This is a genomic window from Streptomyces sp. NPDC049541 (genome assembly GCF_044465725.1).
Lineage (GTDB): Bacteria > Actinomycetota > Actinomycetes > Streptomycetales > Streptomycetaceae > Streptomyces.
In genome coordinates this window covers 1,118,655-1,137,043 of record NZ_JBITLY010000001.1, presented here as the reverse complement: position 1 = coordinate 1,137,043, position 18,389 = coordinate 1,118,655, and the positions used below count along the sequence as shown (strand labels likewise).

Here is an 18,389-nt window from a genome sequence, read left to right as displayed (position 1 = left end):
CGGCGGGTCGGGCTAGGGTGGCCAACGTACAAGCACTCGCGGGAGCCCGGACGCACCGGGCTGAGAGGGAGGCTGGCGGCCTCCGACCGTACGAACCTGATCCGGGTCATGCCGGCGAAGGGAGGGGCTGGACGCCCATGTCGTCACGTACGTCAGACGTCCTCGTCATCGGGGGCGGAATCATCGGCCTGGTCACGGCCTGGCGGGCCGCGCAGCGCGGCTTCGGCACGGCCGTCGTGGACCCCGAACCGGGCGGTGGGGCCGCCCAGGTGGCCGCCGGGATGCTGGCCGCGGTCACGGAGCTGCACTACGGCGAGCAGACCCTGCTCGGCCTCAATCTGGAGTCGGCCCGCCGCTACCCGGACTTCGCGGCCGAGCTGAGCGAGCTCACCGGTCAGGACCTCGGCTATCGCCAATGCGGCACGCTCGCCGTCGCCCTGGACGCCGACGACCGCGCCCATCTGCGCGAACTGCACGCCCTGCAGCGGGAGTCGGGCCTGGATTCGGAGTGGCTGACGGGGCGCGAGTGCCGGCGCCTGGAGCCGATGCTCGCACCGGGCGTGCGCGGCGGCCTGCGGGTGGACGGAGACCACCAGATCGACCCGCGGCGACTGGCACGCGCGCTGGTGGCCGCGTGCGAGCACGCGGGTGTGGTCTTCCACCGCACCTGGGCCGAGCGTTTCCATGTCGTACGGGACCGGGCCACCGGCGTCACCACGACCGACGGCGCCGAGCTGGGCGCGGGCCAGGTGGTCCTGGCGGCCGGCAGCCTCAGCGGACGGCTGCCGGGCGTCCCGGACGAGGTGCTGCCACCCGTGCGCCCCGTGAAGGGGCAGGTGCTGCGGCTGACCGTGCCGAAGCGGTACGCGCCGTTCCTGAGCCGCACGGTGCGCGCCGTCGTCCGCGGCAGCCATGTCTACCTGGTGCCGCGCGAGAGCGGTGAGCTGGTGATCGGTGCGACCAGCGAGGAGCTGGGCTGGGACACGACGGTCACCGCGGGCGGGGTGTACGAGCTGCTGCGTGACGCACACGAGCTGGTCCCCGGGATCACCGAGCTGCCGCTGACGGAGACGCGGGCCGGTCTGCGCCCCGGTTCTCCGGACAACGCGCCCCTGCTCGGCCCGACCGCACTGCCCGGTCTGCTGCTGGCCACCGGTCACTACCGCAACGGCGTGCTGCTCACCCCGGTCACCGGCGACGCCATGGCGCACGCCCTGGCCACCGGTGAACTCCCGGACGAGGCACGCCCGTTCACCCCCAAGCGTTTCGCGCTTCTGGAGCAGCCCGCATGAACATCTCCGTCAACGGAGAGCCCAGGGAGTTCGCTCCCGGCACGGCTCTCGACACCGTCGTACGCGCGCTGACCCCGGCACCCTCCGGAGTGGCCGCCGCCCTGAACGAGACCGTCGTCCCGCGCGCGCAGTGGCCGTCGACGTCCCTGCGTGAGGGGGACCGCGTCGAGGTCCTCACCGCCGTCCAAGGAGGCTGACCCATGGCCGACGACCCCTTTGTCATCGGCGGTACGTCCTTCACGTCCCGTCTGATCATGGGCACCGGCGGTGCCCCCAGCCTCGACGTCCTGGAGCGGGCGCTGGTGGCGTCCGGCACGGAGCTGACGACGGTCGCGATGCGGCGCGTGGACCCCTCGGTGCACGGCTCGGTGCTGTCCGTCCTGGAGAAGCTCGGCATCCGGGTACTGCCGAACACGGCGGGCTGCTTCACCGCCGGGGAGGCCGTGCTGACCGCCCGCCTCGCGCGCGAGGCGCTCGGCACCGAACTGATCAAACTCGAAGTGATCGCCGACGAGCGCACCCTGCTGCCGGACCCGATCGAGCTGCTGGACGCGGCCGAGACCCTGGTCGACGACGGCTTCACCGTGCTGCCGTACACCAACGACGACCCGGTCCTCGCCCGCAGGCTGGAGGACGTCGGCTGCGCGGCGATCATGCCGCTCGGCTCGCCCATCGGCTCCGGGCTCGGCATCCGCAACCCGCACAACTTCCAGCTGATCACCGAGCACGCGCGCGTGCCGGTGATCCTGGACGCGGGTGCCGGTACGGCCTCGGACGCGGCGCTCGCGATGGAGCTCGGATGTGCGGGTGTGATGCTCGCCTCAGCGGTGACGCGGGCCCAGGAGCCGCAGCTGATGGCCGAGGCCATGAAGCACGCCGTGGAGGCGGGCAGGCTCGCGTACCGGGCGGGCCGCATCCCGCGCCGCCATTTCGCGGAGGCGTCCTCGCCGCACGAGGGGCGCGCGCACCTGGATCCCGAACGCCCCGCGTTCTGAACTCGCGTTCGACAAGTTCCGGAAGTCGGTGCGACGTCCGTCACAGGTCGGCTGCAGTCCCGCTCCGATCTCACCCGAACCGGCAGCCCTGTCAGTCACGGCTCGTACACTCACCTGCGTGGATACGACCCTTCAGGACCCTCTGGTCGGGCAGGTGCTCGACGGGCGCTATCGCGTGGACGCGCGGATCGCGGTCGGCGGGATGGCCACGGTCTACCGGGCCCTGGACACCCGCCTCGACCGCGTGCTCGCGCTGAAGGTGATGCACCCGACGCTCGCGGCCGACGGCACCTTCGTCGACCGGTTCATCCGCGAGGCGAAGTCGGTCGCGAGGCTCGCGCACCCGAACGTGGTGCAGGTCTTCGACCAGGGCACCGACGGGTCGTACGTCTACCTCGCCATGGAGTACGTCGCCGGGTGCACCCTGCGGGACGTGCTGCGCGAGCGCGGGGCGCTGCAGCCGCGCGCCGCCCTGGACATCCTGGAGCCGGTGCTCGCCGCCCTCGGTGCCGCACACCGCGCCGGGTTCGTCCACCGGGACATGAAGCCGGAGAACGTGCTGATAGGGGACGACGGCCGGGTCAAGGTCGCCGACTTCGGCCTGGTGCGTTCCGTGGACACGGTCACCAACACCACCGGCACCGTCCTCGGTACCGTCTCGTACCTCGCTCCCGAGCAGATAGAACACGGCACGGCCGACCCCCGGGTCGACGTGTACGCGTGCGGTGTCGTCCTGTACGAGATGCTGACCGGGGACCGGCCGCACGGCGGGGACTCCCCGGCGACGGTCCTCTACAAGCACCTCCACGAGGACGTCCCGCCGCCGTCGGCCGCCGTGCCGGGGCTGCCGTACCGGCTGGACGAGCTGGTCGCGTCGGCGACCGCCCGCACCCCCGGCCTGCGCCCGCAGGACGCGGTGGCGCTGCTCGCGCAGACCCGCGAGGTGCGCGTCGCGCTCAGCCCGGACCAGCTGGACGTGCTGCCGCCGCAGGCCCTCGCCGCGGACCACCGGCGCATCTCCGAGGACCGTACGAGCGTGATCCCGCGCGCGCTGACGGTGCCGCGCCCGCTGCCGGTGAACGAGGACGAGGCCGTCCTGCACCGCACGAGCCGCCTGGAGACTCCCCCGCCGCTGCCGCCGCGGCGCCGTGGCGCGCGCTCCCGGCGGGGTCCGCTCACGGTCCTCGTCGCCGTACTGCTGATACTCGGGGTCGGCACGGGCGTGTGGTACATCAACTCCGGCCAGTTCACCAAGGTCCCGTACGTGCTGGCGAAGACCCAGACGCAGGCCACCCAGCAGCTGCAGAAGGCCGGCCTCGACCTCGGCGCCGTCAAGCACGCGTACAGCGACACGGTGCAGCGGGGCACGGTCATCAGCTCGGACCCCGCGCCCGGCACCCGCATCCGTGACAACAGGTCGGTGGCGCTCACCATCTCCGACGGCCCGGAGACCGTGCGGGTGCCCGATGTGTCGGCGCGGACGCTGGCCGAGGCGAGGGCCCGGCTGAAGAAGAGCGGGCTCGAGCCCGGCATGGTCACCCGGCAGTTCAGCGACGACGTACCCAAGGGCTCGGTGATCTCCACGACCCCCGAGGCGGGCACCAAGCGGCACGCGGGTTCGGCGATCGCGCTGGTCGTCAGCAAGGGCAGCCCGGTGGACGTCCCGGACGTCACCGGTGAGGACCTTCAGGACGCGAAGGCCGACCTGGAGAGCGCCGGTCTGACGGTGAAGGTCGCCTCCACCCAGATCAACTCCGAGTACGACAAGGGCCAGGTCGCGGCGCAGACGCCCGCGGGCGACAGCCAGGCCGCCGAGGGCGACACGGTGACGCTGACGCTGTCCAAGGGCCCGGAGATGGTCGAGGTCCCGGACGTCACCGGCGACAGCGTGGACGACGCGCACAAGGCCCTGGAGGACGCCGGCTTCAAGGTCGAGGAGGACCGCGGTCTGCTCGGCCTGTTCGGCGACACCGTCAAGAACCAGTCCGTCAAGGGCGGGGACACGGCACCCAAGGGGTCGACCATCACCATCAAGATCCGGTGACGGAGCAGGTCGCGGCGCATGACACCCTGAACGGGTGAAGAGTCAGCAGTCCCGCAACCCCGTCGGCGGCCATGTCCCCGTCGCCGGTGGTCTCCACTCCGTCGGTCTGTCCTACGCCCACGATCTGAAGGCCGAGACCGTGCAGGTCTTCGTCGCCAACCCGCGCGGCTGGGCCACGCCCGCCGGCGATCCGCGGCAGGACGAGGAGTTCCGCGAGGTGTGCGCGGCCGAGTCGATCCCGGCGTACGTCCACGCCCCGTATCTGATCAACTTCGGCTCGCACACCGAGGCGACCGTGCAGAGGTCGGTGGAGTCACTGCGGCACTCGCTGCGGCGCGGGCGGGAGATCGGGGCGCTCGGCGTGGTGGTGCACACGGGCAGCGCGACGGGCGGCCGGGACCGGTCGGTTGCCCTGAAGCAGGTACGGCAGTACATGCTGCCGCTGCTGGACGAGCTCACCCATGACGACGATCCGTTCCTGCTGCTGGAGTCGACGGCCGGGCAGGGCGCCTCGCTCTGCTCGCGGACCTGGGACTTCGGACCGTACTTCGAGGCGCTGGACGCCCATCCGAAGCTCGGGATCTGCCTGGACACCTGCCACATCTTCGCGGCCGGCCACGACCTGACCGGCCCGAACGGCATGCACCAGACCCTCGATCTGCTGGTGGACACGGTCGGCGAGGGCCGGCTGAAGCTGATCCACGCCAACGACTCCAAGGACGTGGTCGGCGCGCACAAGGACAGGCACGAGAACATCGGCGCAGGTCACATCGGTGAGGACCCCTTCCGGGCGCTGATGACCCACCCCGCCACCGAGGGCGTACCGCTGATCATCGAGACGCCGGGCGGCAAGGAGGGACATGCGGCCGATGTGGAGCGGCTGAAGAAACTGCGCGACTCCTGACCCGTTCGGGAATACCCCTGGGGGGTATACGGTTCCTGCTCGGTGCAGGAACCGTTACCTGACATTGGGGGCAGTCATGCAGCACGAGGCACACGCGCACGCACACCATCACCCGGCGGCCGCCACCTGGAGCACGGCCGCGCAGGCCACCCTCCACTGCCTCACCGGCTGCGCCGTCGGCGAGGTGCTGGGCATGGTGATCGGCACGGCGCTCGGCTGGGGCAACCTCGCGACGACGATCCTGGCGATCGTCCTCGCGTTCTTCTTCGGCTACTCGCTCACCCTGCGCGGGGTGCTGCGGGCCGGCGTCGACTTCCGTACGGCCTTCCGGGTGGCACTGGCCGCGGACACCCTGTCCATCGCGGTGATGGAGCTGATCGACAACGGCGTGATCGTGCTGTGGCCGGACGCGATGGACGCGCAACTGGCGGACCTGCTGTTCTGGGGTTCGCTCGCCATCTCGCTGGCGCTCGCCTTCTTCGTGACGACGCCCGTCAACAAGTGGATGATCGGCCGCGGCAAGGGGCATGCGGTGGTGCACGCATACCACCACTGACCTGCGAGGACCGGGATCAGAGCTCGGGGCCCTCCCCGGGCTCCTCCTGGTAGGAGTAGCGCTGCTCCTTCCACGGGTCGCCGATGTTGTGGTAGCCGCGCTCCTCCCAGAAGCCTCGGCGGTCGGTGGTCATGTACTCCACGCCGCGCACCCACTTCGGGCCCTTCCAGGCATACAGATGGGGCACGACGAGACGCAGCGGGAAGCCGTGTTCCGCGGTCAGCAGTTCGCCGTCCTTGTGGGTGGCGAAGATGGTCCGCTCGGAGGCGAAATCCGCCAGACGGAGGTTCGAACTGAATCCGTATTCGGCCCACACCATCACATGGGTGACCGTGGGTGCGGGCGGCGCGATCTCAAGGATCGAACGAGCCGGAATGCCACCCCATTCGGCGCCCAGCATGCTGAACTTCGTGACGCAGTGCAGGTCGCCCACGACGGTGGTGTACGGCAGAGCCGTGAACTCCTCATGGGTCCAGCAGTGTTTCTCGCCGTCCGCGGTGGCGCCGAAGACCCTGAACTCCCAGCGCTCCGGGCGGAACTTGGGAACGGGCCCGTAATGCGTCACCGGCCAGCCGCGCTGCAGACGCTGCCCCGGGGGAAGCTCGGACTGTGCTGCTCCTCCTGAATCGCGTTCTCCCGATTCACGCTCCACCGGCTGACCCATGACTCCATCCTGACAGACCGCGGACGGTGCACTTGACCGCCCCCGCCAAAACGGGGCAATCAGTACTGAGCATGCACTTACTTACTAAGCGCAGACTTACTGGACGATCTTCCTCGCCGGTGCAATCATGCGGCGCAGCCTGCCAGTTCCCCCCGCTTGGAAGGAGCCTTAGCGATGCAGGGCGACCCCGAGGTCATCGAATTCCTCAATGAGCAGCTCACCGGCGAGCTGACCGCGATCAACCAGTACTTTCTGCACGCGAAGATGCAGGAGAACTTCGGCTGGACGAAGCTCGCCAAATACACGCGGCACGAGTCGTTCGACGAGATGAAGCACGCGGAGGTGCTGACCGACCGGATCCTGTTCCTGGAGGGACTGCCGAACTACCAGCGCCTCTTCCATGTACGGGTGGGACAGACCGTCAGGGAGATGTTCGAGGCGGACCGGCAGATCGAGGTCGAGGCGATCGACCGCCTCAAGCGGGGCATCGAGGTGATGCGCAACAAGGGCGACATCACGTCCGCGAACATCTTCGAGTCGATCCTCGAGGACGAGGAGCACCACATCGACTACCTCGACACCCAGCTGGAACTGGTGGAGAAGCTCGGCGAGGCGCTCTACATCGCGCAGCTGATCGAGCAGCCGGAGAGCTAGGCCGCCTCGTCCAGCGCGGCCAGGACCGGCTTGCCCTGGTCTGCGAGCTCACGGCGGGGGCACTCGCCCCTGCCGAGCAGCGCCTGAATACGGCGTACGCACGAACCGCAGTCCGTGCCGGCCTTGCAGGCCGAGGCTATCTGGCGCGGGGTGCAGGCACCGTCCTCCGCGTGCTTCTTGACCTGCTGCTCTGTGATGCCGAAGCAACTGCAGACGAACACGCGGTTCACCTCCCGCCGGGATCGAAGTGCCATCCCCGTTGATCGGTGAGGCTAACCTAACCTTACCCGGCGGGCAGGAGCCGCAAAAGTGGAGCGGGGCGCGGATCGTATGTGATCCGCGCCCCATTCATGTCCCGGTAACAGGTATCCCTGTCACTGGTCCCGGTACATCTCCGCGACGAGGAACGCCAGGTCGAGGGACTGGCTGCGGTTCAGACGCGGGTCGCAGGCCGTCTCGTAGCGCTGGTGCAGATCGTCGACGAAGATCTCGTCGCCGCCGCCCACGCACTCGGTGACGTCGTCCCCGGTGAGCTCGACGTGGATGCCGCCCGGGTGGGTGCCCAGGCCCTTGTGGACCTCGAAGAAGCCCTTGACCTCGTCGAGCACGTCGTCGAAACGGCGGGTCTTGTGACCGGAGGCCGCCTCGAAGGTGTTGCCGTGCATCGGGTCGGTCACCCAGGCCACCGTCGCGCCCGAGGCGGTGACCTTCTCGACCAGCTCGGGAAGCTTGTCGCGGATCTTGTCCGCGCCCATGCGGACGATGAAGGTCAGCCGGCCCGGCTCGCGCTCCGGGTCGAGGCGGTCGATGTACTGCAGCGCCTCCTCGGCCGTGGTCGTCGGGCCGAGCTTGATGCCGATCGGGTTGCGGATCTTCGAGGCGAACTCGATGTGCGCGCCGTCCAGCTGCCGGGTGCGCTCACCGATCCACACCATGTGCCCGGAGACGTCGTAGAGCTGACCGGTGCGCGAGTCGACGCGGGTGAGCGCGGACTCGTAGTCGAGCAGCAGCGCCTCGTGCGAGGAGTAGAACTCGACGGTCTTGAACTCCTCCGGGTCGGTGCCGCAGGCCCGCATGAAGTTCAGCGCGTTGTCGATCTCCCGCGCGAGCTGCTCGTAGCGCTGCCCGGACGGGGACGACTTCACGAAGTCCTGGTTCCAGGCGTGCACCTGGCGCAGGTCGGCGTAGCCGCCGGTGGTGAAGGCACGCACCAGGTTCAGCGTGGACGCGGACGCGTGGTACATCCGCTTCAGCCGCTCCGGGTCCGGGATCCGGGCGGCCTCGGTGAAGTCGAAGCCGTTGACGGAGTCACCGCGGTAGGTCGGCAGCGTCACGCCGTCGCGGGTCTCGGTCGGCTTGGAGCGCGGCTTGGAGTACTGGCCGGCGATACGGCCGACCTTCACGACCGGCACCGAGGCGGCGTACGTCAGCACGGCGCCCATCTGCAGCAGCGTCTTGAGCTTGTTGCGGATGTGGTCGGCGGACACCGCGTCGAAGGCCTCGGCGCAGTCGCCGCCCTGGAGGAGGAACGCCTCTCCCTTGGCGACGGACGCCATCCGGGCGCGCAGCTGGTCGCACTCGCCCGCGAAGACGAGCGGCGGATACGACTCGAGGTCCGCAACAACTGCGCGCAGAGCCTCAAGGTCGGGGTACTCGGGCTGCTGCGCCGCGGGCAGATCTCGCCAGGTGTTGCCAGCGCTCGCGCTGGTCTTAGCGTTCACGGTCACGACGTCAACATTACGGGGTCGTGTCGGGCGTCCAGCCCACTGCCCATCAAGTGAGACGCACTCCCGGGACGAGCAGCCGCTGCGCCAGCTCCGCCAGCGCCTCCCCGCCGGCGTCCACGTAGTCCTGTCGGTTGAAGAGGCCCACGGCCGAGTCGTCGCCAGGACCGCGCAGCGCCTCGGTCAGCTCCCCCACGAGCATCCTGGCCTCCCGGGACGGGTCGTCGGCCAGCACCTCCAGCGCCCGCCGCGCCGTCGCCCGGTACTCGGGGACGAAGCCGAGGCCCGGCGTGCCCGGCAGGGTCACGTCCGCGACCCGGCAGTCCCAGAACTCGACGTCCCGGAACTCGGCCCCCGAGAAATCGGCCCGGCGCAGCGGCTGCGGGGCGGGCCGGTCCGGCAGGGCGCGTCCGTCGAAGACGACCTCGCGCATCCGGCCCGCGAAGGTGCAGTCGTCCAGGGCGCACTGCTCGAAGTGCAGCCCGTCGAGCCTGGCCCTGCCGAAGTCGCACTCCTCGAACACGGCGCCGACGGCGACGGCACCGCGCAGGTCGGCACCGGTGAAGGAGACCCGGCGCCAGGTGTTGCGCCGGCCGCGGTCCCAGGTGCCAACGGCCGCGTCCTTCAGCTTGGCGCCCGCGAAGGAGCAGTCGGTGACCGTGGTGTCCCACAGCCGCAGGTCGGGCAGGTCGGCCCGGTCGAGGACGCAGTCGACGAGCTCGCAGCCGTGCAACCGCAGGGAGGGACCGCTCGCCCCGGAGAGGTCGAGGCCGCGCAGGGTGACCTTCTTCAGCTCCGTGGTGCCCTCGATCAGCTTTCCGCGGCCCCATCGGCCGCCGAGCCGGCCCACCGCGCGCGGCGGCGGGAAGACGAATCCGCGCAGGTCTGCGCGTCCCTCGCCGTCGCGTGGCACGGGCAGGTCCGTGAGCGGCCGACCCGCCTTCAGCCGGTCGAGCACCTGGGCGGCCAGCCTGCCGCCGGCCTCCCCGCGCCAGTCGATGCCCGTGCCACGCGTCGCGCTCATTCCGTGAACAGTCCTATCCCTCGGCCGAAGGGGTTGGTGTAGAGCCGCACATGGGCGGCCCAGGCTCCCCTGGTCGTGATGTCCCACCACGTCATGGTCATGATGTCGTGGAAGTCGGGGCCGAACTCGCCGGACCGCGACACCCACAGATGACCGAGCTTAGGGTCGTTCGCGACCGCTGTCTTCACCGCCCGGTCGAGGACCTGTCCGCGGAACAACTCCTCCGTGAGTTGCGGGAAGTTGGGGTCGGCGGCCCTTCTGGCCTGGCCGGCCGACATCCTGATCACCCCGCTCGCGTAGTCGGACACCGCCTTGTCGACGTACGACTGCAGGCGTGCGGTGGTGCCCCGGACCGTCTGCGGTGCGAACCGTTTGGCGAGGGCGTCGAGGGCCTTGCCGCCCGCGTTGCGGGCCGCGCTGAGGGCCGGTTTGGCGGCGGCCTGCGCTGCGGCCGCGACCTTGCCGCCCGCCGCCCGGGCCGCGTTGGCCAGGGCCCGCCCGCCCTGTGCCGCCGCCCCGGTGACCGCCGAGGCGGCCCTGCTCGCCCCGGCCGTGGCGGCCTTGCCGACGGTGCTGTTGAGGGCCGCGCGGCCGGCCGCACCGGCGCCCGCGATCGCCCCGGCGGTCAGCGCGCCGGTGGCGGCGCCGACGCCGACGTTGACGGCGAGACCCTGCCAGGAGAACTGCTGCTTGCCCTCGGCGACGTCCACGCCGTACCCGGCGGCGGCACCGGCGGCTCCGGCTGCCGCTCCGGCGAGGATGACGCAGCCGACGCCGGTGGAGCAGATCGCCCCGACCGCGATGCCGACGCCGATGCCGACGGCGATGTTGGTGATCAGACCCTTGTTCTCGCTGGCCCAGTCCCAGGCCGCCGAGGCGCCCTTCTTGACGCCGTCCCAGATGCCGCCCAGGGACCACAGGCCGGTCGGGTCGGTGTACATCACGGGGTTGTTCGCCCCGTAGGAGTAGGGGTTGGCGGTCTGGGCGGAGGTCGGGTCGTAGGCAGGGTCGGTGGCGAGGAAGCGGCCCAGGTCGGCGTCGTAGTAGCGGGCGCCGAGGGCGTTCAGGCCGGTGCTGGGGTCGCGGACCTTGCCGAGCCAGCCGTGGTCGGTCGGCGGGGACGCGGACAGCGGCCGGACGGCGCCGTAGGGGTCGTAGTAGGTGCGCTCGACCAGACCGGTGCCCTCGGGCACGGTGAGCTGGGCCGAGCCCTGGTTGTCGTTGAGCTGCCACTTCAGGCCCAGTACGGGCAGCCGGGCGGCGACGGTGACGCCCGCGATGCGGTAGTAGCGGGTCGCCTTGGCGATGCCGAGGGCGACGGTGACCTCCTGGCCGTCGAGGTACAGCGTGGCGACGCCGACCGGGTCGATGCGGGCCATGCGGCTGCCGTCGGGCGCGTAGACGAACCGGGTCTTCTTGACCAGCTCGGTGGTCACCTGCTCCAGCTGGTGCTGGGCGTTCCATTGCAGGGAGGAGGCGACGAGCAGGTCCTCGGTCTTCTTCTGCAGGGAGCCGTTGGCGTCGTATGCGTACGTGTCGTGGCCTGCCCGGGTGACGGCGTGCGGGTGCGCGTCGTCGCCGTAGGCGAACTCCTCGGTGTGGGCGAGGGAGCGGACGGAGGTGAGGTTGCCGTCGTCGGAGTAGGTCCAGGACTTGTTGAAGCCGGCCGGTCCTTCGTGGGTGAGCGTGGACCCTGCGTCGGAGCAGTCGGTCTTCTCCGTGGTCCAGGCGTGGGTGAGCCGGGACAGGGTGTCGTAGCCGTAGCAGGTGGCGACGGGGTCGTGGAGCGTGGTGTCGGTGACGGAGGTGATCCGGCCGGCGTCGTCCCAGCGGTAGGTGTCGTCCTGCTTGGCCTGCCAGTCGTCACCGAGCGGTTCTTGGACGAGGGTCTGGATGCGGGACAGGCGCTGGCTGCCGCTCTCGTAGGCGTAGGAGCGGCGCAGGTCGTGGTGCGGGTCGGCGTAGTCGCGCGAGGCGAGTTTGCCGTCGGCCGCGTAGCCGGTGTCCGAGACGTAGGTGCGGGTGACGTCCTTTCCGGTGAGCAGGTCCTGGGTGGTGCCGGTCAGGGTGCGGACGTTGCCCAGGCCGTCGTAGGTGGTGGCGAGCCGTTCGGCGGGGGCGCCGAGTACGTCGTCGGGGTAGTCGACGCCGACGATGTGGTCGGCGCTGTCGTAGCGGTAGCGGACCTCGTACGACAGGTCGTGCAGCGAGCCGCCGAGGCCTGCCGGGAAGGTCCACTTCTTGCCGGTCTGCCGACCGCGGGCGTCGTAGCCGGTGACGGACTGGCGGTAGGCCTTGCCCACTGCGTAGGTGGTCTGCTCGGCGGCCAGGCCGATGCCGTTCGTGATCGTCGTGGAGTCGTACGTCCAGGAGGCGATCTTCGTGCCGCTGCCTGAGGCGCCCGCCCAGCGGACGGTGGGCCGGTTCAGCTCGTCGTAGTCCGTGGACAGGGTGGGGGTGTCGCTCCCGGCGGCGATGGCCTTCTCGTCCCAGGTGGCGATCTGGTTGCCGTTGCCGTCGAATCGGGTGCGGGAGCGGCCCGCGTCCGGGTCGTCGGCGCCGGTGCGGCGGCCGAGCAGGTCGTAGGTGTAGGTGGCGCGGTGCCCCTTGGGGTCGGTGACGGACTCGACCTGACCGCCCGGGGTGAAGGTGGACTCGGTGGTGACGGTGGCGTCGCCCGTGCCCTCCTGCTTGCGCACCTCCTGGTCGCGCAGGTCGGTCCAGGAGGTGACTGCGGTGCCGCCGGCCGGCGGGTCGGTGCGGGTGTGGTCGCCGTAGTAGGCGACGGAGGTGTGCCACAGCTCCTTGCCGTCGCCGTACTGCGTGGAGCGCACGGTCCGGCCCAGCGCGTCGTAGCCGTAGCGGGTCTCGTCGACCTGGTCGGCGGGAACGGTGAGCAGGGCGGAGCCGGCCGTGCCCGGCGCGACGACCGGGAGCGTCTCGGCGGCCTGGTTGCCGGCGTCGTCGTACCGCTTGTCGGTGACGATCGTCTTCGCCGCGTCGTCGGTGGAGGCGGGCGAGACGGTCTGCGACTGCCGGTCGCGACCGAGGGAGTCGAGATAGTCCCAGCTCGTGACGTAGGTCGAGCCGGACTGGAGCTGCTTGCTGATCACCAGCGGCGGCCTGCGGTGCTCGGGGTCGAGGCTGTACGTGAACACCTGGTTCGCCGGGTCGTCGGCCGACTGGTCGGCCTCGCGGACCTCGGTGACCCGGCCGAGCGCGTCATGGGCCGTGCGGGTGGTCTGCCCGTTGGCGTCCTCGACGGCGACCGGCTGTTGCCGGTCGGGCTCCAGGGTCGTCACCTCGGAGTGGCCCGCTGCGTCGGTCTCCGTGACGGTCGCGGGCCGCCCGGTGGCGGGGGCGTAGGCGGTGTGCTCGGTGTTGCCGTCGGCGTCGGTCTCGGAGACGGTGCGGCCGTAGTCGTCGAACGCGGCGCGCGTGGTGACGCTCTCGGTGACCGTGTCGGGACCGGAGGCGGCGACGGCGCTGACGGTGCGCGTGACATCGCCCCTGACGACGGGCGCATCCGGCGCGCTCGCCCCGTCGTAGTACTGGTCCTTGCCGGTGACCAGGGACTTCGGGTCCGCACAGGTCCCGGTGTAGGTGCGCACCCGGTACGGGAAGGCGAGCATCCAGGAGTCGAGGGTCGCCGCGCTGCGGTCGTAGGAGGTCTTCGTGCAGCGGATGTCGGAGCCCGCCGTGTCGAGGACGGAGACGGGCTGGCCGTAGGTGTCGTACTCGGTCTTCAGGCTGTTGCCGCGCGAACTGCGGTTGCCCAGCTCGGAGATGACGGTCTCGCGGCTGGCCGAGCCCGTCTCGACGACGAGATGCGCGTCGTTGTCCGGATCGCTCTCGCCCGCCTTGGCCGGGGTGGTGTGCGCGGAGCCGTAGTCGTGGAGCGTGCCGCCGAGTTCGTACGTCGCCTCGCCCGCGTCGTTCACCTGGAACTGGACGCTCTCGCGCTCCTTGCCCCGCAGATACGGCAGGTCCTTGACCGCGTTGCCCTGCGAGTCGGTGACCTCGACGGACTTGTGCGAGCCGTCGGCCTTCGTGTCGCCGTCCATGCCGCGGAAGTTGAGGGAGCGGGTGATCTGGACGGCGCGGCTCGCGGACTCGCCCCGGTAGGAGGGGTCGGTCATCTTGGCGACGTCGACGCTGCCGTAGCCGCGCCAGTCGCTCCAGGAGCGCCGCTCGGCCTTGGTGACCGGGTCGTCGTCGTGGTGCCAGGCGGGGGTTCCCCGGTAGCGGTACTCGGTGGTCTGCGGGGGCGAACCGCCGCCGCTGTCACGGACGGTGACCTTGGTGGTGAGGTACTTGTGCCAGACGCCGAAGCCGGAGGAGGTGCCGTTGGTGCGCCAGCCTGGGAAGCAGTCCTGGGTGTTGGAGTCGTAGCGGCCCTCGGGGAGGTCGTCGACCGGGCACGGGTCGGGCTGGCCGTACGTCACGTCGACCCGGCGGCCGAGTTCGTCGACGAACGAGGTGATGCGCAGCTTGCGCATCTCGGGGGCGCCGGCCGACGGGTCGGCGTCGGCCCGGTTGGCGAACTCCTTGCCGGTGAACTCGACGGCGGGCAGCTTGAGTTCGCCGCTGCCGGCGAGGCCCGTCTGCTGCACCTTCGTCAGCCACAGCATGGCGTCGGTGCCGTCGGACGGCTTGGGGTAGTCGTAGGTGAAGTCGAGGCGGTCGACGTCGCTCCAGCCGCCGCCGGCAGCGGAGCGCTGGGCCGTTGCCGAGCGGAGCAGCGTGTCGGTGAAGAATGTCGGCGACTTCTGCTCCTCGCCGGTGCAGTCGCCGCTCGTGCACAGGGAGTCGAGGGGCGCGTCGGGGTACGAGCTCGCGTGGTCGGCGTCGAAGGCCGGGCAGTCGCCGGTGCCGCCCGCGGCCTCGACACAGCGCAGGCCGGTCGTGAAGTGCAGCCGGGCGGGGGCCTGTTGGTCCTCGGCGCCGGAGCGTTGCGAGTAGACGATGTCCTTCAGGTGGCCGCCGCGGACGTACGAGGTCGACTTGGCGGGGTCGCCGTTGCGGGCGTAGCGGTTGGTCTCCTGCGCGTAGAAGTACGTGTTGGAGTTGCCGTGCGCGTCGACCACGCCGTCGAGGTTCCAGCGCCAGGCCTGGGTGCAGTACGAGTCCTGGACGCTGCCCTTGTGGCAGGGTTCGCCCTCGTCGTCGCCGAAGACCGGCACGGTGTAGACGGAGTCGGTGGCGGTGCCGGTGGTCGCCTGCTTGCCGCGGCCAAAGGTGTACCGGGTGCCCTGCGGGGTGGTCACGACCCAGTACTCGCCGTCGTTGTCACCGTTGTCGGCGCCCGTCCTGTGCTGGATGCGCCAGCCCGGGTCCTCCTGCGCCCGCCAGGTGTCGCCGCCCGCCGCCGTGTCCTTGACCAGCGAGGACGAGGTGCCCTTGAGGGAGATGCGGTACTCGTCGCCCGCCCAGCACAGGTCGCCGGTGTCGCCACCGTCGTCGACGCAGCCGTTGTAGCGGCGCTCGATGTAGGGCAGGGCGAGGTCCCAGCCCTGACCGACCCAGGAGGGCTGGTTGTTCTCGGCGGCGACCATGCCGTCGACGGCCTGCGAGGAGTAGCCGAGGCTGATGTCCGGGGCGTCGCCGGCGATCGCCGGGACCTGGGGCAGCGGCAGCGACCAGGAGAAGTCTCCGGAGCTGAGCCCGACCTGCCACTTGCTGGACGAGGAGAGCTTGGTGGCGGTGGCGGAACCCGTCTCGCCGTTCGGCGCGGCGGCGACCACGAAGACCGTGTCGGGGTCGGCGGTCACCTCGGCGGAGAGGGTGTGGGTGGTGAGGTCGACACGGCTCTTGACCGGGCTGCTCCGCTCGCACTCCGCGGCCCTGGGCGTGGTCAGCGCGCACGCCGGTCGGGCGATCAGGCGGAGCCGGGACTCGAAGTCGCCGCCGTAGGCCTGGCGGAAGCCGGAGGTGTCGACGCGGACGCCGACGCGGTCTGCGGTGTCGGCCGCTTTCAGGGTGAAGGCCGTTGCGTGGCCGCCGAGTTGGCGGGCCTTCGAGTTGCCGTACGCCCGTACGTCGACGGAGTCGGGGGCGGCGGATCTGCTGCGGGGCGCGGTGACCGAGACGGCGGTTTCGGCGACTCGGGTCGGTCTGGCGGAGACGGGGACGGTGTCCTCGCCGGGGTCGGGCCAGTCGGTCCTGACGGCCTTGGCGGCGGCGAGGGGTCTGCCCTGGGGGTCGACGGGTCTGGTGTCGAAGCGGGCGCCGGCCCGTAACTCGGTGCGGTCGATCGTGGTCACGGACTGTTCCGCGTCGGCGGCCGAGGCTGCTCGTCCCGGCGCCGCGTGGGCGATCACCGGCTGTAAGCCCGACAGGCCCAGCGCCAGGACGACCGCGGCGACGCAGGATGACCGGAAGCGCTTCATGTGTCCCCCTCCACCCGTTGAGCCTCAAGAGTCAACGGAGGGTCATGGGCACGTCAAGACGGACAATCTGTCATGTCTGTGAATGTGCTGTGCGCGCGGCTGGTGTAAGGTGCCCGACATGTTCGCGCACTCGACCCAGAACTGGTGGTGGACCGCTCATCCGGCGGCCCACTGACTGCGCGTACGCAAGACTTCGCGAAGGCCGCCCGAGGGGCGGCCTTCGGTGTTTCCGGGGTCGTTCCTCTCCGTCGACGACGAGATCGAGAAGGAACCCGGACCCATGAACCTGCAGGACCTGCTGCACGACCCGCGCCCCTTCGCCCTGCTGCGCCGCCGCGCGCCGGGCCGCGACGAGAACACCGTGGAGGTGCTGCTCGGCCCGGTCACCACGTACGACCGCCTGGCCGACCTCCCCGACGAGGGCCTCGCCCTCGTCCCCTTCCGCCAGATCCGCGAACGCGGCTTCGACGTCCGCGACGACGGGACACCGCTGGCCTTCCTCACCCCCGAGGAGTCGTACGAGATCCCGCTCGCCGACGCCCTCGCGCAGCTCCCGGTGCACGAGGTGCGGGTGGCGGACGGGGGCTTCGACGTCGAGGACGAGGAGTACGGCGAGATCGTCGGCCGGGTGCTGCACGAGGAGATCGGGCGGGGCGAGGGCGCCAACTTCGTGATCCGGCGGACCTACGGGGGTGGGATCCCGGGGTTCTCCCGCACCGACGCGCTGGCGCTGTTCCGGCGGCTGCTGGAGGGTGAGCGGGGCGCGTACTGGACGTTCGTCGTGCACACCGGGGAGCGCACGCTGGTCGGGGCGAGCCCCGAGGTGCATGTGCGGATGTCCGGCGGCACGGTCGTGATGAACCCGATCAGCGGGACGTACCGGTATCCCGCCGAGGGCCCGACGCCCGAGCACCTGCTGGACTTCCTCGCCGACGGCAAGGAGATCGAGGAGCTGTCGATGGTCGTCGACGAGGAGCTCAAGATGATGTGCACCGTCGGCGACATGGGCGGGGTCGTCGTCGGCCCGCGGCTGAAGGAGATGGCCCATCTCGCGCACACCGAGTACGAGTTGCGCGGGAAGTCCTCGTTGGACGTGCGCGAGGTGCTCAAGGAGACCATGTTCGCGGCGACCGTCACGGGTTCGCCGGTGCAGAACGCCTGCCGGGTCATCGAGCGGCACGAGGTCGGCGGGCGCGGCTACTACGCGGGGGCGCTCGCGCTGCTCGGCCGGGACTCCGGCGGCGCGCAGACACTCGACTCCCCCATCCTGATCCGTACGGCGGACATCTCCCGCGAAGGGCATCTGCGCGTGCCGGTCGGCGCCACGCTGGTCCGCGGCTCGGACCCGGCGAGCGAGGTCGCCGAGACGCATGCGAAGGCGGCGGGCGTGCTGGCGGCCCTGGGCGTACGTCCGGCACGGCCGCGCGCGGAGCACACGCGCGTGCGGCTCGCCGACGATCCACGCGTGCGTGCCGCGCTCGACGGCCGCCGGGCCTCGCTGGCGCCGTTCTGGCTGCGGATGCAGGAGCGGTCCCACGAGCTCGAAGGGCATGCCTTCGTGGTCGACGGCGAGGACACCTTCACCTCGATGCTCGCCCATGTGCTGCGCTCGGCCGGGCTCGAGGTGACCGTGCGGCGCTACGACGAGCCGGGCCTCAGGGAAGCCGTCCGTGCCCATGAGGGGACGGTCGTGCTGGGCCCCGGACCCGGTGACCCGTCCGACCTGGACGATCCGAAGATGCGGTTCCTGCGGGAGCTGACCGCCCAGGTGATCCGCGATCACCGGCACGGTGTGCTGGGCGTCTGCCTCGGCCACGAGCTGCTCGCGGCCGAACTGGGGCTGGAGATCGTACGGAAGGAAGTGCCCTACCAGGGGGCGCAGACGGCGATCGAGCTGTTCGGGCGGACCGAGACCGTCGGCTTCTACAACAGCTTCGTGGCGCGCTGCGACGAGGAGGCGGCGCGCGAGCTGGCCGCACACGCGGTGGAGGTGAGCCGGGCGGCGAACGGGGAGGTGCACGCACTGCGCGGTCCGCGGTTCGCGGGCGTCCAGTTCCACCCGGAGTCGGTGCTGACACTGAACGGGACGGCGATCGTGCGGGAGCTGATCGGCCAGCTGCACCGCACGACCGTGTAGCCGTCC

14 protein-coding genes and 1 riboswitch are annotated in these 18,389 nt (G+C 70.9%); of the genes, 9 read left to right on the top strand and 5 right to left on the bottom strand.

Annotation, left to right across the window (positions count from 1 at the left end):
• Window positions 1–28: 28 nt before the first annotated feature.
• A riboswitch (TPP riboswitch) is annotated at window positions 29–140 on the top strand.
• From thiO to ACIBW9_RS05160, 6 genes are all read left to right on the top strand, one after another.
• Complete coding sequence (gene thiO, locus ACIBW9_RS05185; protein WP_398951322.1) at window positions 138–1,292, top strand: glycine oxidase ThiO; 1,155 nt, start codon at window positions 138–140, stop codon at window positions 1,290–1,292. Its footprint overlaps the riboswitch before it by 3 nt.
• Entirely contained in the window at window positions 1,289–1,489 is a 201-nt protein-coding gene (gene thiS, locus ACIBW9_RS05180) for a sulfur carrier protein ThiS (RefSeq protein WP_398951320.1), read from the top strand. Before thiO ends, thiS begins: the two co-directional genes overlap by 4 nt.
• A 3-nt stretch (window positions 1,490–1,492) precedes the next feature.
• Window positions 1,493–2,287, top strand: coding sequence for a thiazole synthase (locus tag ACIBW9_RS05175; RefSeq protein ID WP_365838123.1), 795 nt, complete (start codon window positions 1,493–1,495; stop codon window positions 2,285–2,287).
• A 118-nt stretch (window positions 2,288–2,405) separates the two neighbouring features.
• Window positions 2,406–4,331: a Stk1 family PASTA domain-containing Ser/Thr kinase gene (pknB, locus tag ACIBW9_RS05170; RefSeq protein ID WP_398951318.1), complete on the top strand. Its 1,926-nt coding sequence runs from the start codon at window positions 2,406–2,408 to the stop codon at window positions 4,329–4,331.
• A 34-nt stretch (window positions 4,332–4,365) separates the two neighbouring features.
• Window positions 4,366–5,235 carry a deoxyribonuclease IV gene (locus ACIBW9_RS05165; RefSeq protein ID WP_398951316.1) on the top strand — a complete coding sequence of 290 codons (870 nt, stop codon included), beginning with the start codon at window positions 4,366–4,368 and terminating at the stop codon, window positions 5,233–5,235.
• A 76-nt stretch (window positions 5,236–5,311) separates the two neighbouring features.
• Window positions 5,312–5,791 (top strand): DUF4396 domain-containing protein, encoded by a 480-nt coding sequence (locus ACIBW9_RS05160; protein ID WP_398951314.1) that lies wholly within the window; start codon window positions 5,312–5,314, stop codon window positions 5,789–5,791.
• A 16-nt stretch (window positions 5,792–5,807) separates the two neighbouring features.
• Here the strand turns inward: ACIBW9_RS05160 and ACIBW9_RS05155 are convergent, their stop codons facing one another.
• A complete protein-coding gene (locus ACIBW9_RS05155; RefSeq protein WP_398951312.1) occupies window positions 5,808–6,455 on the bottom strand; it encodes a sulfite oxidase-like oxidoreductase in 648 nt (215 codons plus the stop codon).
• Between the two features lie 174 nt (window positions 6,456–6,629).
• Here ACIBW9_RS05155 and bfr point away from each other — a divergent pair, with 174 nt between their 5' ends.
• Entirely contained in the window at window positions 6,630–7,109 is a 480-nt protein-coding gene (bfr, locus tag ACIBW9_RS05150; protein ID WP_351469901.1) for a bacterioferritin, read from the top strand.
• Here bfr and ACIBW9_RS05145 read toward each other — a convergent pair.
• The 4 genes from ACIBW9_RS05145 to ACIBW9_RS05130 all read right to left on the bottom strand — a co-directional run bounded on the left by ACIBW9_RS05145 (window position 7,106) and on the right by ACIBW9_RS05130 (window position 16,246).
• Window positions 7,106–7,339 carry a (2Fe-2S)-binding protein gene (locus ACIBW9_RS05145; RefSeq protein ID WP_344405178.1) on the bottom strand — a complete coding sequence of 78 codons (234 nt, stop codon included), beginning with the start codon at window positions 7,337–7,339 and terminating at the stop codon, window positions 7,106–7,108. The two genes, bfr and ACIBW9_RS05145, sit on opposite strands and share 4 nt — an antisense overlap.
• Window positions 7,340–7,483: 144 nt before the next feature.
• A complete protein-coding gene (locus tag ACIBW9_RS05140) occupies window positions 7,484–8,836 on the bottom strand; it encodes a class II 3-deoxy-7-phosphoheptulonate synthase (RefSeq protein ID WP_398951309.1) in 1,353 nt (450 codons plus the stop codon).
• A gap of 46 nt (window positions 8,837–8,882) precedes the next feature.
• A complete protein-coding gene (locus ACIBW9_RS05135; protein ID WP_398951307.1) occupies window positions 8,883–9,857 on the bottom strand; it encodes a pentapeptide repeat-containing protein in 975 nt (324 codons plus the stop codon).
• Window positions 9,854–16,246: an RHS repeat-associated core domain-containing protein gene (locus ACIBW9_RS05130; RefSeq protein WP_398951305.1), complete on the bottom strand. Its 6,393-nt coding sequence runs from the start codon at window positions 16,244–16,246 to the stop codon at window positions 9,854–9,856. Before ACIBW9_RS05130 ends, ACIBW9_RS05135 begins: the two co-directional genes overlap by 4 nt.
• A gap of 82 nt (window positions 16,247–16,328) precedes the next feature.
• Here ACIBW9_RS05130 and ACIBW9_RS05125 point away from each other — a divergent pair, with 82 nt between their 5' ends.
• Together ACIBW9_RS05125 and ACIBW9_RS05120 are read left to right on the top strand one after the other, a co-directional pair.
• Complete coding sequence (locus ACIBW9_RS05125) at window positions 16,329–16,421, top strand: trp operon leader peptide (RefSeq protein ID WP_398951303.1); 93 nt, start codon at window positions 16,329–16,331, stop codon at window positions 16,419–16,421.
• Between the two features lie 105 nt (window positions 16,422–16,526).
• Window positions 16,527–18,383 carry an anthranilate synthase family protein gene (locus ACIBW9_RS05120; RefSeq protein WP_398951301.1) on the top strand — a complete coding sequence of 619 codons (1,857 nt, stop codon included), beginning with the start codon at window positions 16,527–16,529 and terminating at the stop codon, window positions 18,381–18,383.
• Window positions 18,384–18,389: the final 6 nt, after the last annotated feature.

What these genes read in the sequence shown, in the direction of transcription:
- thiO (WP_398951322.1), top strand. Translation starts at nt 138, where the DNA reads ATGTCGTCACGTACGTCAGACGTCCTCGTCATCGGGGGCGGAATCATC.
- ACIBW9_RS05160 (WP_398951314.1), top strand. Translation starts at nt 5,312, where the DNA reads ATGCAGCACGAGGCACACGCGCACGCACACCATCACCCGGCGGCCGCC.
- ACIBW9_RS05130 (WP_398951305.1), bottom strand. Translation starts at nt 16,246, where the DNA reads ATGAAGCGCTTCCGGTCATCCTGCGTCGCCGCGGTCGTCCTGGCGCTG.
- ACIBW9_RS05125 (WP_398951303.1), top strand. Translation starts at nt 16,329, where the DNA reads ATGTGCTGTGCGCGCGGCTGGTGTAAGGTGCCCGACATGTTCGCGCAC.
- thiS (WP_398951320.1), top strand. Translation starts at nt 1,289, where the DNA reads ATGAACATCTCCGTCAACGGAGAGCCCAGGGAGTTCGCTCCCGGCACG.
- ACIBW9_RS05120 (WP_398951301.1), top strand. Translation starts at nt 16,527, where the DNA reads ATGAACCTGCAGGACCTGCTGCACGACCCGCGCCCCTTCGCCCTGCTG.
- ACIBW9_RS05175 (WP_365838123.1), top strand. Translation starts at nt 1,493, where the DNA reads ATGGCCGACGACCCCTTTGTCATCGGCGGTACGTCCTTCACGTCCCGT.
- bfr (WP_351469901.1), top strand. Translation starts at nt 6,630, where the DNA reads ATGCAGGGCGACCCCGAGGTCATCGAATTCCTCAATGAGCAGCTCACC.
- ACIBW9_RS05155 (WP_398951312.1), bottom strand. Translation starts at nt 6,455, where the DNA reads ATGGGTCAGCCGGTGGAGCGTGAATCGGGAGAACGCGATTCAGGAGGA.
- ACIBW9_RS05135 (WP_398951307.1), bottom strand. Translation starts at nt 9,857, where the DNA reads ATGAGCGCGACGCGTGGCACGGGCATCGACTGGCGCGGGGAGGCCGGC.